The organism is Mesorhizobium sp. B1-1-5, assembly GCF_006443065.1.
Lineage (GTDB): Bacteria > Pseudomonadota > Alphaproteobacteria > Rhizobiales > Rhizobiaceae > Mesorhizobium.
The window spans coordinates 1-14,016 of the sequence record NZ_VFWS01000134.1; the positions used below are offsets into that span (position 1 = coordinate 1).

Consider the following 14,016-nt stretch of genomic DNA (forward strand, 5'->3'; position numbering starts at 1 on the left):
CGTCCAGCAACGCTCCCTTCCTTTCCCTCCGGAGGGGGGAAAGGTGGCGCTGCGAAGCAGCGACGGATTGGGGGAACTACGTGGCAATCAAGCCTCGGCCTGATCAGTCGCACCAGTCACAGAAGATGTGTGCATCCCAAGCCCCAAGTGGAGGAGATGTCCGGCAGGACAGAGGGGGGCGCGAAGGAACGCGACGCTGGTTGCTATCCTCTGTCGCGCGAGACCGTCCTATTCCACCTTCTTGCGGCGGGTCGGCTTTGAGGGCGCCGGCGCCGCCGGCTCCTGGTGGCCGATATCGCGCAGCTCCAGCGCCTTCTCGCATTTGGCCATGTAGTCGCGCGTCATCGGCAGCGTGTCGTTCTTCTTGGCGATCTGGAACTGGAAGATCACCAGGTCCTGCCAGCGGAAGGCGGCCTCGGAGGCGGCGAGATAGAACTCCCACATGCGGCAGAAGCGCTCGTCATAGATCGCTTTCGCCTTGTCGCGGTTGACGGCGAAGCGCTCGCCCCAATGCTTGAGCGTATCGGCGTAATGCAGCCGCAGGATTTCGATATCGGTGACGACGAGGCCCGACTTCTCGATCGCCGGCATCACCTCCGACATCGCCGGGATGTAGCCGCCCGGGAAAATGTATTTGCGGACGAAGGCGCTGGTCGCCCACGGCACGCCGGAACGGCCGATGGTATGGAGCAGCATCACGCCGTCGGGCTTGAGCAGCGTCGCGGCCTTGTCGAAGAAGGTGCGGTAGTGGTTGACGCCGACATGCTCGAACATGCCGACCGAGACGATGCGGTCGAAACGTTCGTTGATGTGGCGATAATCCTTGAGTTCGAAATGCACGCGGTCCTGCAGGCCCTGCGCATGCGCGCGGTCGGTGGCGACACCATGCTGTTCGGTGGAGAGGGTGACGCCCTGCACGTCGACGTCGAAGACCTTGGCGAGATAGAGGCCCAGCCCGCCCCAGCCGGAGCCGATGTCGAGCACCGTCTGGCCGGCCTTGAGCCTCAGCTTGGCGGCGATGTGTCGCTTCTTGGCAAGCTGCGCCTCGTCGAGCGTCATGTCGGGCTGTTCGAAATAGGCGCAGGAATACTGCATGTCCTCGTCGAGGAAGAGCTTGTAGAGCTCGCCCGAGAGATCGTAGTGGCGTTCGACGTTGCGGCGCGAGCGCGCGGCGGTGTTGATCTGCTGCAGCCGGCGGAAGGCGTGGCGCAGCCCCTCGATCGCTTTCGACCAGGTTACGTCGATGCCGCTCGATCCCATGTTCTGGAACGCGATGCGCATCAGGCCGAGAACGCCGCCCTCGATCACGTCGAGCTCGCCGTCCATATAGGCTTCGGGCACCGCCAGCATCGGATCGAAGGTGATGGCGCGCTCGGCATGCGTGGTCTTGATGTGGATATGCACCGGCTCGCCGCTGCCGTCGCCGAACTTGTGCGTCGCGCCCTTCGGCCCCGTCACCTTGAGGTCGCCGGCCCGCACCAGGCGTTCGAGAACGTGTTTCAACAGGATATTCATGACCAAATGTCCCCTCAGTCGGATCACCCGGTAATCGGACTGGAATGCCAGATCGAAAATGCCACGGCGCCTCGCCCGCGTCCAATCGACGCGCCACGCTGTAATGTGCACAAGATATGGGGTGTCGAAAAGTTCCTTTTGGCACAAAAAAGCCCGGGTCGAAGACCCGGGCGTTGGTCCAGAAATCCTGGACGTCTGCGAACCGAAGCGACGCTTCGGCGGATGTGCCAAATCAGGCCCAGAGATCAGGCGTTCTCTTCGCCGCCTTCGAATTCCGCGTTCGGGTCGAAGAAATTCTCCGGCCGGGCGTTGTCGTTGATGTCCTCGCCATAGATGGCTTCGGCGGTGGTCAGCGTCTCGCCCTTGGCCTGGCGCTCCGCCTCGTCGGCCGAACGGGCGACGTTGAGCGTCACGGTGACCTCGACTTCCGGATGCAGCGCGATCGCCACGTTGGAGAGGCCGATGGTCTTGATCGGCTGGTTGAGCTCGACCTGGTTGCGGTTGACGGTGAAGCCTTCGGCGATCAGCAGATCGGCGATGTCGCGAGTCGACACCGAGCCGTAGAGTTGACCGGTCTCGCCGGCCGAGCGCACCACGATGAAGCTCTTGCCGTCGAGCTTCTCGGCGACCTGCGCGGCCTCCGACTTACGCTCCAGGTTGCGGGCTTCGAGCTGGGCGCGCTGGCCCTCGAACTTCTTCTTGTTGGCTTCGTTGGCGCGCAGCGCCTTGCCCTGCGGCAGCAGGAAATTGCGGGCGAACCCGTCCTTGACCTTGACGGTCTCGCCCATCTGGCCGAGGCGGGAAATGCGCTCGAGGAGAATGACTTCCATGGTTTCGTTCCTTCGGTTGGCGCCGGCCGGAAGGCTGGCGCAATGATCTGGAACAGGTCAGGAAGCTCTTTGCGGCGCTCGCCGCTCTTGTCGCTGTCCTGCCTGTCCTGGCAGTTAGAGGCCATCCGGCCCCAACTCGGGATTTGACTTGAACCGCGCGGCGCCCGTCGCCGTGGGTGGGGATGCGGGCGGCAAGCGCCCGCATCGAACTTTCAGGCCTCAGCGAACCACGTAGGGCAGCAGGCCGAGGAAGCGGGCGCGCTTGATCGCCTTGGCGAGCTCGCGCTGCTTCTTCTGGCTGACGGCGGTGATGCGCGAGGGCACGATCTTGCCGCGTTCGGAAATGTAGCGCTGCAAGAGACGCACGTCCTTGTAGTCGATCTTGGGCGCGTTGGCGCCGGAGAACGGGCAGGTCTTGCGGCGGCGGTGGAACGGACGCCGGGTCGGGATCTGGTTGATGTCGACCATTATTCTGCACCTCCTTCAACGCCTTCGCGCGGACGGCGCGGACCACGGTCGCCGCCTTCGCGGTCGCCGAACGAACGCGGACCACGGTCGCCGCGGTCGCGGTCGCCGAACGAACGCGGGCCACGGTCGCGGTCGCCGAAGCCGCCGCGCTCGGAGCGCTCTTCGCGCTTCTGCATCATCGCGGAGGCGCCTTCCTCATGCGCCTCGACCTTGATGGTGAGGAAGCGAAGGACGTCTTCCGACAGGCCCATCTGGCGCTCCATTTCGTTGAGCGCGGCCGGCGGGCAGGTGATGTCCATCAGCGTGTAGTAAGCCTTCCGGTTCTTCTTGACCCGGTAGGTGAGGGACTTCAGTCCCCAGTTCTCGATCCGGCCGACCGAGCCGCCATTCGCGGTGATGACGCCCTTGTACTGTTCGACAAGCGCATCAACCTGCTGCTGCGACAGGTCCTGCCGGGCAAGAAACACATGTTCGTAAAGAGCCATTATGTTTAAGTACCTTTCTTCGTTTCTCTCACCGGCCCTCGCGGCTAAGCCTCTGCAACTTGTCTGACCCGATCGCGAAAGAGCGGGGAAGAAAGGAGCATCACGAGACGGTCGAGAGCGGAGACACGGGAGGCTGGAAGCCCTTCCGGCTTCGTGTCGCGACCTTCGAAAAGGCCGCGGCCCTCCGTTCAGCCCCCAGCAAGGACCGGCAGATTGCGCGGGTCTATATAGCAATTCGCCAGGAAGGCAAGGCCCGGCCTGCGTCGCCGATGCCGCGGACCTGCGAACCGGCCGTTTCGTTTACACGCGCCAGGCAAGTCTGCCTTAACCATCAAATGCGTTGTTTTCTCAACCAGCGCCAAGGTGCTCCTGGTTTATTAACATCTTCGTATCTAATGGAATTCATTGCGAAATGCGGCCAATGGGGGGGCGGTTTTGGCTTTGCATAAGGATTTCTGGCGCTCGAGGAGCGGCAATTTCGCGTTGGTGCTGGCCTTGGGCGTGCCGGCGATCCTGGCCGCGGTGGCGTTTGCCACCGATGTCTCGACGCTGATGCGGGCCAAGAGCAATCTTCAGAACGCTCTCGACGCTGCGAACCTCGCCTCCTCGCATCTCGGCGATGCGGACGTGACCCGCAACGACGTCTTCAACCGCTACTTCCAGGCCAATATCGCCACCCGCGGCGAATTGTCGAATGCCCAGGCGACGCTGACCGTCGACAAGGGCGTCAGCTACGTGAAGACCAAGGCCACCGCCAGCGCCGACGTGAACCTCAACTTCGCGTTCCTGTTCGGCAGCGAACGGCATATCAGCGTCGACGCAGGTGCGGTCGAATCCAACAACCAGTTGGAAGTGGTGCTGGTGCTGGACAACACCGGCTCGATGGCCGGCGCCCGCATCACCGCGCTGCGGCAGGCGACGACGTCCGTGCTCGACTATCTCGAAGCGGTCAAATCGCCGACCCGTCCCGTGCACGCGTCGCTGGTGCCCTTCGTCACCGCCGTCAACGTCAACGGTCCCGAATTCGACCCGGCCTGGATCGACATGGACGGCCAGTCCTCGACCAACGGCGTCAATTTCGAGCCTGTCGACGGCAAGCGTCCCGACCATATGACGCTGTTCAAGGAGCTCGAGGAAGACGTGCCGGTGTCGAAGCGCACCGGCTGGAATGGCACAGGCTGGAAAGGCTGCGTCGAGGCGAGGCCGGGCGCACTGAACATCGCCGATGCGCCGCCGGATCCGTCGAAGCCCGACACCTTGTTCGTGCCCTATTTCGCGCCCGACGATCCCGACGTCGCCAAGAGGCCGTCCGCCGGCTACGGCAATTCCGCGGCCGGCTACAACAACTCCTATCTCGACGACACCGTCGACGATGTGAAGTTGTCGCAATCGAAGACCAAGCTCGTCGGCAAAAATGCTGAAAAAATTGCCAAGTACCCGGCTTCGACCAACAAGCTGATCACCGAGGCCGGCAGCACGATCACCATCGGCCCGAACCGCGCCTGCCCGACGCCCATCGTTCCGTTGACCGACGACTTCGACAAGCTGCGCCAGGCCGCCGCCCAGATGACCGAGTGGAACGGCTCCGGCACCAACGTTTCGGAAGGGCTGGCCTGGGGTCAGCGGGTGCTGTCGCCGCAGCCGCCCTATACCGACGCCACACCGTACAAGACGCCGGGCGTCACCAAGGTGGTGATGCTTTTGACCGACGGCGAGAACGTCGTCTACGGCGCCAGCAACACGCCGCAGAAATCGGACTACACCTCCTACGGTTATCTCGCCAGCGGCCGTTTCGGTTCGAGCAATCAGGCGGCGGCGGCGCGCAACGTCGACGGTTGGACGAAGGATGTCTGCACGCAGCTGAAGAGCCAGGGCGTGCAGATTTACACTATGGTGCTGCAGGCCGACACGGCGGCCAACCGCTCGCTCTACAGCGCCTGCGCTTCCGACCCGAGCGACTATTACGCCGTCGAGGACCCGGCCAAGCTGCCCAACGTCTTCCAGACGATCGCCCACAAGTTCTCCAGGTTGCAGCTCACCAACTGACGAGGCTTGGCGCCGCGGCATGAGAACACTCGTGGCGGAACGGGGCCTGCCGCGTCCCTTCTGTGAGGCCGTACGGCGAACAGGGCCAGACTTCCGGACAGATCGATGCTTTTGCCGGCGCTATCGGCACCGAACGCTGCCCCGGCCGACACGACAAGTCAGATCCTGCGGAGCGCTTCAGCGGGCAGAAGACGCGTGGCGCGCCAAGCCGGGTAGAGTGCGCCGAGCGGGCCGGCGATGAAGACGAAGATCAGCGCCTGGGCGATCGACCAGCCTGACAGATAAGGCACGATCAGCCCCGCCGCGAACCTTGTCTTCGCCGCCGCTTCCATGGTCAGGGCGCCGAGAACGATGCCGATAACGCCGCCGGCTGCGCTCATGAAGACGCCTTCGATGAGGATGAGCCGAAGAATCCGCCGTGGCGCCCAGCCAAGCGCCGCCAGAACGCCAATCTCGAACGTCCGTTCGTTCACGGCCATCAGTAGCGTGTTGGCGACCGCAACCGAGGCCATCGCCATGACGACCAGCGAAATCGTGCGGGCGATCGCCCGAAGCAGATCGAAGATGCGGATGCTGTTGGCGAACTGCTCGGTGTCGCCGACCACGAATCCCGGCGCGGCTGCAACGAGCCGGGTGCGGGCAGCGGCGATGCCGTCGGCGTCGAGCGGGCGCTTCAATCTCACCTCGAACAAGGTAAAGGCGTCCTCCCGCGACAGGAGCTGCTGCAGCCCCTCGAGCGGAACGATGGCGCTGTTCTGGTTCAGCATGGACGAGAACGACGCGATGCCGACGATCCGATAGGGCTGGAACTGCAGCTCGACGCTATCGCCGACCCGCTTGTCCAATGCGCCGGCGATCGATTGGCCAAGGATCACCGGCCACTGGTCCCCCGGCACAGGGAGCCGCCCCGCCACGAGCGGCACGTCTTTCCACAGGAAGCTGCCGCTTGGCCAGCCGGCCATGACGATATTGGCGTCCTCGTCGGCGGTGGTGATGTTGAGGAGAACGCCCGACACCGCCTCGACATTCGGCACCGCCGAAAGCGCCGGGCCGAGCGCTCTGGGCACGGTGCTGCTCACCAAATTGAAGGTGCTGCGCTGGCTAACCACCAGATCCGCGCCGTTCTCATCGATTCCCGACGCAAATGAGCGCTGGACGCCGGCGGTCAGGCCGGTAAGCGCCACGAAGCCGGCGACCGCCAAGGCGATGCCGAGCACCGTGAGCAAAGTGCGCAGCGGACGTGCGATGAGACCGCGCAAGGGCAGGGTCAGCTCCGTCATGGGCTAGCCGATCCGCGATGCCGGTGCGGGCGCTGAGATTGCCGCCATCCGGCTGTCCGAGCGGATGCGGCCATCCGAGATCTCGACCCGCCGTCCGCACAATGCGGCCACGTCCTCGTCATGGGTCACCACGATCACTGCGGTCCCGAACTCGCGATGCACATTGCCGATAATGTCCATGACGGATTGGCTTGTCTGCACGTCGAGGCTTCCTGTCGGCTCGTCGGCAAGAAGAAGCTTCGGACGGTTGGCAAGCGCCCGCGCAATTGCAAGGCGCTGGCGTTCGCCGCCGGAAAGCTCGGCCGGCCGCAGCGCAGCGCGATCGGCAAGACCGAAATGCGCCAGAAGTTCCAGCGCGCGCGCGCGACGCTGCCGCGCCCCGCCGAGGTTTCCCAGCAGAGCCACCTCGATGTTCTCGCGCGCCGACAAGGAGGGGAGCAGGCAGAAGTTCTGGAAGACGATGCCGATCCTGCTGGCCCGGACCGCTGCCCACGCAGCGCTTCCATTGACGGCCCGTCCTTCGAACCGAACTTCGCCGCGGGTCGGCCGGTCAAGCCCGCAGACCAGGTTCAGGATCGTCGATTTGCCGCTGCCGCTGCGGCCGACAATCGCGACGGTCTCGTCATTCCCGATTGCGAGCGACACGTCGTCGACGGCGACGATGCGGCCGCCGTCAAAATCGCGGCCGACATTGCTCAATTCGACGAGGAAGGACATGAGCGCCGGCGAGGAGTCATACCCGGCCTTTCCTGAGATCGACGACAAGCGCGGGGATCGAGCCGCCATTGCCGGCGAGGATCTGGCCGATGCGGTCCCGCTGCCGCACGGTCACCGACCCGCCGTCGACAAAGACATCGCCGATACACAGTTGCCCGCGGCAGCGGCGGACACGCCAGTCCACGGATGTTGGGCCGTGGAGCCGCCGGCGGAATTCGCTGCGCACCAGTGTGTCGCCGTTGGCCAGAGTCTTTGTGCCGAGCACGGTGAAAGTCTTGTCCTGCGTCCGCTCCAGCTTGTCGGCCAGCCCGTGTGCGATGGCATAAAGAAGCGCATCGATCACCGCGGCGCGGTCGTCCGCACTCGCGCTGCGCCAACGCGTCCCGAGCACGGCTTGGGCAATTCCCTTTCCGTCGAAGGCCGCTGAGATCGATCGGAGCTGCGCCTCGGCGGGCCCGCCGTGCCCGAGTACGAGCGCCGCCTGGCGCACGGTCTCAACCAGCTTGATCGCATCGCCCTGCTCGTCGGCAACCGCCGAAAGCGGCGGGGCGCAGATGCTGAGCAACAAAGGGACGAGCAACAGCCGGGCCAAACCTGCCCAGCTTGCGTATGACAATAGGCCTGCCGTCATGATGCCATGTCATCCAATGCGCGGTTGGCTGTCAATATTGAGCGCCCCGGGAGGCAGCACAGGCGCATGCCCGAAACCGGAAGCGAGCGGTTCGAGGCGGGCTACGCGCGCTTTCTGCCCTTCCGTCAGGTCGGGATGGCGGTTGCGCGGCTGTTTGCCGAACGTCGCAGCGACTTGCAGCATGCGCTCCTCGCAGCCGTGAGAGAATGGCAGGCCCAGTTCGCGGTAGATTCGCTTCATCTCGCCCGTCGGATCGGCAATCAGATCCTTTAGCCTCACCTCGGCGAGGTCGGCGGCTGGAATCCGGGTTCTATCAGCCAGATAGTGCATCTCCGTCGCGAGATATTCGCTGGCGATGATCTCTTCCTGCTCGTGCTCGGGCAGCGGCGGCTGCAGGGCGAACGCACGCTGCAACTCGCGCGTCAGAACAAGGTTGGACCGGAACACGGCTTCCGGCGAACGCGAGATGTGGACAAACTTGGCGCCAGGGAACAGCTCCAAAAGGTGGCGGACGCGCGCCGTGTGGCTCGGCGACTTGAGCAGAAGTCGCCGCCCTCCGGCGATGAGCGTGAGCTTCTGGACGAAGGCGAATTGATGTGAGCGCCAGCGGCTCAGCTCTCGCGCCGAGAGCGAGTCGAGATTCTGGTATCGATTGAAGAAGGCTTGCCGGCGGGGAAGCACGGCGCGTCCCGCCAGGATCGACATTCCACCCAGATTGTTCAATGCGAAGTCGTCCTCCGCCGGCAGCCTGGCGCCAACCGGCACGACGGCATCCAGCCGCGTCAACGGCAGCAAGGGCACGAAAAGATAGCGCAGCAGGGCCCAGCCAAGGACGAATGTCTGAGGCGCCAGGACCTGCGGCCAGCCCGGCGATCTCAGGTCCGGGTCCGCCGACAGCAGGTTCTGCAAAAAAGTCGTCCCGGAGCGGAAGTAGCCAAGAACGAACACAGGCGCGTTATCCGGTTCCATCCGGGGAGGCCGCAGCCGCAGCCATGCCCCAAGGATCACGCGCTCCGGCAGGGAGGCGATCGTGTTGATGCCCGAAATCAGGAGCAAGAGCACCAAGCGCGGCCAATAAACGGGAGGCAGCCGGCCTTCCGCACGCCATAGGACGCGCAACACGGCGTCAAGAGGTGCCACACACATGAAGTGCGGATACGGCAAGTAGGGCACCAGCCAACGGGTTGCGAAAGCACGGACGCGGTGCTGGATGGCGTTTGACTTCATCAGGCAGTCCGGAACATCATGGTCTCGGTGGTCAATCCCGGCCCGAACGCCATGCCGCAGCCGAGCAAGCCCGACGGCTCCTTCAGCATTTCGGCCATCGCGAACATTACGGTGGCCGACGACATGTTGCCGTATTGCCGGAGCACTTCGCGCGATGCGGCGAGCGCGGTCGGCTTCAGTTCGAGTGCCCGCTCGACCGCGTCGAGCACCGAGCGGCCGCCGGGATGGACCGCCCACAAATCGATCTCCTTGGCGGGCCTGCCGCCGAGGATGGCCGGATGCTCGTTGCGCAGCGTCTCACGGACGGCACCGGGAACCTGGCCGGACAGCACCATGTCAAAGCCGTCGTCGCGGATATTCCAGCTCATCAGCTCCTTGCGCTCCGCCGCCACGATGGCGTGGAAGCTTTCGAGCAGGATGCCGTGCGGCTCGGCTGTCACCAGCGAGGCCGCGCAACCGTCGCCCCATAGACAGAACGAGATCAGCTTCTCGAGCTCGGTGGCTTCCTTGAAATGCAGCGTGCACAATTCGATGTTGACGATCAGCACGCGGGCCTTCGGATCCGATCGCACGATGTGGCGCGACAGCTTCAAGGCGTTGATGGCGGCGTAGCATCCCATGAAGCCGATGATGGTGCGCTCGACCGACGTCGACAGGCCGCATCGCTGCACCAGCTCCAGGTCGATGCCGGGCGCTGAAAAGCCGGTGCAGCTCGTCACGATCAAATGCGTGATTTGCGAGCGCTCGTCGTTGGCCAGAAGTCTGTCGACGGCCCTTTGCGCGAGCTCCGGTGCGGCGGCTTCGTACATCCGCATACGCATTGCGGTGCTGGCGAACGAGCCTCTGACCGAGGTTCCGTCGCGGTCGATTGCCCCGTCGCGCGGATCGTCGGCAGGCGCAAAGCAGGAATAGCGATGCTCGATCCCGGCCAGAGCGACCATTCGCTCGAAGAGCGCAAGGCGCTGCGCATCGTTTTCAAGCAGCGAGGCTCCATAGCCGAGGAAGAACCGATGCACGTCATGTTCGGGGACACACGTGGCAATGCCGTTCAGATACGCTTGAGGGGACAAAATAGCTCCGAGAATGAGCCCAATCGGGTCTCAAATGAGCGCAATCGGGCTCATAAGAGGTCTGCGAATTGGAGAAGAAGTGTTCCTAAGGTAAACGCCTGCATAGAGCATTTTATTGCGCGGTGCCGATATTTCTCATTAGCAAACTGTGATATCAGCCTCCGATCTCGCATGAAGGGGTCGACTTTCTTCGCTATCCGGGTTGGGTTCAAATGCGGGTTCCGTGACGGGCAGCGCGCGGCCATGAAGGTACGACCGAATTCTATTTGCCGGATTGCCGGCTGAAGCCTGGATTTCCGATCCATCGCATGACCGACATAGACATCCGGCATCTGGAGCCAGAACTCCTTGACGGCCTCCCGGCTGACGATCCCAGTGCGATTGCGTCCCGTCGCGATCTCGTTCGCATCAATGCATTGATGTTCCAGGCCAGGATCATGGCATCGCTGATGCGGCAAAACGTGCAAAAGCCGCCGCTGCGCATCCTCGAAATAGGCGCCGGCGACGGAAAGTTCATGCTGGCGGTGGCGCGGCTGATGGCGCGCCATTGGCCCGACGTCGAGATCGTCATGGTCGACAGGATCGGCCTGATAGGCGAGGACTTGCGCAGCTCTTTCGCTGAATTGGGTTGGCGGGCGCAGCCCGTGACTGCGGATCTGTTCGATTGGACCCAGGACAGGCCCTTCGACCTTGTTTGCGCCAACCTTATCCTCCACCACTTCGACGACGTGTGTCTGCAGGAGCTGTTTTCTCGGATGATGACGATGGCCCCGATGCTCGTCGCCACGGAGCCGTTGAGAGCCAAGGTGCCGCTTGTGGCGACACGGTTCCTGCGATTGATCGGCGCCTGCGCGGTAACGCTGAATGATGCAGCGCAAAGTGTGCGCGCCGGGTTTCGCGGCACGGAACTTTCACAATTGTGGCAACTGTCAGGTGGAACGCCCGTGATGGAGGGCCGCAGAGGCCTGTTCACGCAAGGATTTGTCGGCGCCAGCACGCCCGACACGAAATGATGCACGACGCAATTGTCATCGGTGCCGGCCCTGCCGGCAGTTCTACCGCCATTGCACTCGCCCAACATGGTTGGTCGGTGGCAATGGTGGAGAAGGTGGTATTTCCTCGCCGCAAGGTCTGCGGCGAATTCATGTCGGGCACCAGCCTTGCCTTGCTCGATCAGCTGGGTGTCGGCGAGAGCTGGCGCGCGGAAGCCGGCCCCGAAATAAGGCGCGTCGGGTTCTTTTCGGGCGATGTCTCGGCGCAGGCGCGAATGCCGGGCGCCAAGACGGGTCTCGGCCGCGCGCTCGGCCGCGATCGTCTGGACACCATCCTGCTGCAGGCCGCCGAACGCGCGGGTGTCGAGATCCTCCAGCCTTGCAAGGCAGTCGCCGTCTGCCGGCGCGATGACTTGCAATTTCTGACTGTGGAGTCGGACCAGCAACAGAAGCTGCTCAGCACACCTGTCATCATTGCCGCGCACGGATCCTGGGAAACCGGGAAACTTCCGAGCCAGCTTGAAAGAACCAGCCAACCCTCCGACCTTTTCGGCTTCAAGGCGCATTTTACCGGCGCCGCGCTGGCGCCCGATCTGATGCCGCTGCTGGTATTCCCAGGCGGATATGGTGGGATGGTAACTGCGGACCATGGTCGGGTTTCAATCTCCTGCTGTATCCGCCGCGATGTTCTAGCCGGGCTGCGCCGGCGCTTTGGAAATATTGCGGCGGCGGATGCGGTATCGCGCCACGTCCTGGACTCGTGCCGAGGCGTGCGAACTGCGCTGGCAGGTGCCGAATTGGATGGCCCATGGCTGGCTGCGGGGCCGATTCATCCCGGCATCCGGGCCGGCTACGATCAGGGCATTTTCCGTGTCGGCAATATCGCGGGCGAATCGCATCCTGTCATCGCCGAAGGGATTTCCATGGCGCTGCAATCGGGCTGGCTGCTTGCGCGAGAACTGATCGCATCGGGCAAAGGTCACGAGGACCGCGACGCCGCCGGGCATCGCTACGAACGCGAATGGCGTCGGCAATTCTCGACCCGTCTGCGTGCCGCGGCCTTGATTGCCAAAATCGCGCTTGGGCCAGGTGGCGCGTCGGCCATGCGCGCCGTGATCAAGAATTTTCCGGCCGCTTTGACGCTTGGCGCTCGGCTGAGTGGAAAGGTCCAGCCCGTTCCGGGCTTTTGACTTTCAGTGCGTTTCACCGTTTCACGGAAACGGCGAAACGCCCTGTCTGTTTGTTTTTTACGCAATTCCGGACGGAAAACCGCTCACACTTTTCCTGGAATTGCTCTAAATCGCAGCGACAAAACCTTTCCAAGGCCCGGCATCGAAGCATCGTTTCCCACCACGGACCGGGATAGCCGCGATCGGCTGTGACTGCGCTCAGCTCAGCTTGTATGCGCGACCAGCCTGTTCACCGTCTCGGGGAAGAAGTCGGGCGCCGAGAGCCGCTTGCCGAACATCATGTCGTATTGAATGAGCCGGAAATCGTTGATCTTCGGATCGATCTGCTTCTGCCTCGCCCAATCCGGCGTTGCTTCGCCCACGGGCGACAGGAGCAGGTTGCGGTCGACCACCCGGTAGTGTTCGCGCAGCGCGCCGAGGAAGCCGGTGTAATAGGGGTGGCTGATGCCTGCCGTGGTCAGGATATGGTAGGGCAGGAAGGCCGGGCTCACCGAGCCAATGTTCTCGACCGGACCGGAGCGGTTCGACCAGATAACCAAAGGCGTATCGTGGTGTTCGAGCGCGGCGACCGCCGGCTCTTTGCGCGGCGCGACATTGTCCTTGAGGAAACCGGTCTCGACATAGACGGGTCCGAGCGGCGGCAGATGGTCGCCGAAGAAGGCGATGATGGTCGGCCGCTGGCGGGCCTTCGCCCAGTCGATCAGGCGCTGCAGGCCGCGGTCGGCGTCGGCCGACCCCTCGGCATAGGAAAGCAGCGATTCCCGCGCCCAGGAACTGATCGGCGCGTCGATCGAATGCGTCGGGTTGTAGTAGCGGTAGGGCTCGTAAGGACCGTGGTTCTGCAGACTGACGGCGAACAGGAACACCGGATCGTCGCTGGCGTCGGCCTCGCGGATGATCTCGTCGGTCATCGCCGCGTCGGAAGCCAGCGGCCCGCGCTTTTCCATCGGCGGCAGCGTCTCTTCGGAGCGGAAGTCGTTGAAGCCGAAATCGGCATAGACGGCGCCGCGGTTCCAGAACCAGTTGGTGCCGGGATGGATGGCGCGCGCCCGGTAGCCCTGGCTCTTCAGGAAGGTCGCCAGCGACGGAGTTGGGGTGCGCACATATTGCTGATAGGGGATCGAGCCGGCCGGCAGGAAGGCGTTGGAAAAGCCGGTCAGCGCCTCGAACTCGATATTGGCGGTCATGCCCCCAAACTCGGGCGAGAACATCGAGCCGGAGCGCAACGCCCTGACCGTCGGGATCGGGTCGGGCTTGATGGTGACGCCGGGCAGGTGCGTCGGATCCCAGAAGGATTCGCTCATCACCACCACGATATCCGGCTTCTCGTTCGGCACGGAAGCGGCGACGTCGGGGCGCTGGATCGCGGCCATCGTCTTCTCGGAATAGCCGGGCGGCGCCGCGACATGCGCCATCGGCACGTTCATCGCGAAGGCCAGCGCAAAGCCGTTGGAGGCGTAATTCTCCTTCTGGTCCCACATGATCGGGATGATCTGCAGCCGGTCGCGAGTCCACGAGAAGGTGGCGTAGTCCATGATCGAGACGAAGAAGGCGAGCAGCGGCAC

The 14,016-nt window shown here is 63.7% G+C and carries 14 protein-coding genes; 3 read left to right on the plus strand and 11 right to left on the minus strand.

The annotated features are described in order from the left end of the window. Nucleotides 1–228 precede the first annotated feature (228 nt). From FJ980_RS26085 to rpsF, 4 genes are all read right to left on the minus strand, one after another. Complete coding sequence (locus FJ980_RS26085; protein WP_140546566.1) at nt 229–1,515, minus strand: cyclopropane-fatty-acyl-phospholipid synthase family protein; 1,287 nt, start codon at nt 1,513–1,515, stop codon at nt 229–231. Between the two features lie 245 nt (nt 1,516–1,760). Continuing rightward, the gene (gene rplI, locus FJ980_RS26090) at nt 1,761–2,345 is read right to left on the minus strand and encodes a 50S ribosomal protein L9 (RefSeq protein ID WP_095767000.1); all 585 of its coding nucleotides are present in this window, start codon (nt 2,343–2,345) and stop codon (nt 1,761–1,763) included. 219 nt (nt 2,346–2,564) lie between these two features. After that, nucleotides 2,565–2,813: a 30S ribosomal protein S18 gene (rpsR, locus tag FJ980_RS26095; protein ID WP_006203718.1), complete on the minus strand. Its 249-nt coding sequence runs from the start codon at nt 2,811–2,813 to the stop codon at nt 2,565–2,567. Further along, on the minus strand, nt 2,813–3,298 hold the full coding sequence (gene rpsF, locus FJ980_RS26100; protein ID WP_140546567.1) for a 30S ribosomal protein S6: 486 nt from the start codon (nt 3,296–3,298) through the stop codon (nt 2,813–2,815). Before rpsF ends, rpsR begins: the two co-directional genes overlap by 1 nt. Nucleotides 3,299–3,733: 435 nt before the next feature. Between rpsF and FJ980_RS26105 the strand changes: the two genes are divergently transcribed. Next, nucleotides 3,734–5,344 (plus strand): pilus assembly protein, encoded by a 1,611-nt coding sequence (locus tag FJ980_RS26105; RefSeq protein WP_140546568.1) that lies wholly within the window; start codon nt 3,734–3,736, stop codon nt 5,342–5,344. Between the two features lie 158 nt (nt 5,345–5,502). Here the strand turns inward: FJ980_RS26105 and FJ980_RS26110 are convergent, their stop codons facing one another. The 6 genes from FJ980_RS26110 to FJ980_RS35520 all read right to left on the minus strand — a co-directional run bounded on the left by FJ980_RS26110 (nt 5,503) and on the right by FJ980_RS35520 (nt 10,817). Continuing rightward, nucleotides 5,503–6,624: an ABC transporter permease gene (locus tag FJ980_RS26110; protein WP_140546569.1), complete on the minus strand. Its 1,122-nt coding sequence runs from the start codon at nt 6,622–6,624 to the stop codon at nt 5,503–5,505. A gap of 3 nt (nt 6,625–6,627) precedes the next feature. Continuing rightward, a complete protein-coding gene (locus FJ980_RS26115; RefSeq protein ID WP_140546570.1) occupies nt 6,628–7,341 on the minus strand; it encodes an ABC transporter ATP-binding protein in 714 nt (237 codons plus the stop codon). A 16-nt stretch (nt 7,342–7,357) separates the two neighbouring features. Next, nucleotides 7,358–7,972 carry an ABC transporter substrate-binding protein gene (locus FJ980_RS26120; RefSeq protein WP_140546571.1) on the minus strand — a complete coding sequence of 205 codons (615 nt, stop codon included), beginning with the start codon at nt 7,970–7,972 and terminating at the stop codon, nt 7,358–7,360. A 9-nt stretch (nt 7,973–7,981) separates the two neighbouring features. Next, a complete protein-coding gene (locus tag FJ980_RS26125) occupies nt 7,982–9,199 on the minus strand; it encodes a sulfotransferase (RefSeq protein ID WP_140546572.1) in 1,218 nt (405 codons plus the stop codon). Further along, entirely contained in the window at nt 9,199–10,215 is a 1,017-nt protein-coding gene (locus FJ980_RS26130; RefSeq protein ID WP_246676558.1) for a type III polyketide synthase, read from the minus strand. The genes FJ980_RS26125 and FJ980_RS26130 overlap by 1 nt, the downstream gene beginning before the upstream one ends. Nucleotides 10,216–10,319: 104 nt before the next feature. After that, complete coding sequence (locus FJ980_RS35520) at nt 10,320–10,817, minus strand: hypothetical protein (RefSeq protein WP_246676560.1); 498 nt, start codon at nt 10,815–10,817, stop codon at nt 10,320–10,322. Between FJ980_RS35520 and FJ980_RS26135 the strand changes: the two genes are divergently transcribed. After that, nucleotides 10,719–11,282, plus strand: a complete 564-nt coding sequence (locus tag FJ980_RS26135) for a class I SAM-dependent methyltransferase (protein ID WP_348640666.1) — start codon at nt 10,719–10,721, stop codon at nt 11,280–11,282. The genes FJ980_RS35520 and FJ980_RS26135 overlap by 99 nt on opposite strands. Continuing rightward, nucleotides 11,279–12,451, plus strand: a complete 1,173-nt coding sequence (locus FJ980_RS26140; RefSeq protein ID WP_140546575.1) for an NAD(P)/FAD-dependent oxidoreductase — start codon at nt 11,279–11,281, stop codon at nt 12,449–12,451. The genes FJ980_RS26135 and FJ980_RS26140 overlap by 4 nt, the downstream gene beginning before the upstream one ends. A 203-nt stretch (nt 12,452–12,654) precedes the next feature. Here FJ980_RS26140 and FJ980_RS26145 read toward each other — a convergent pair. Beyond that, on the minus strand, nt 12,655–14,016 hold a 1,362-nt coding region (locus FJ980_RS26145; protein ID WP_140546576.1), incomplete at its 5' end, for an LTA synthase family protein.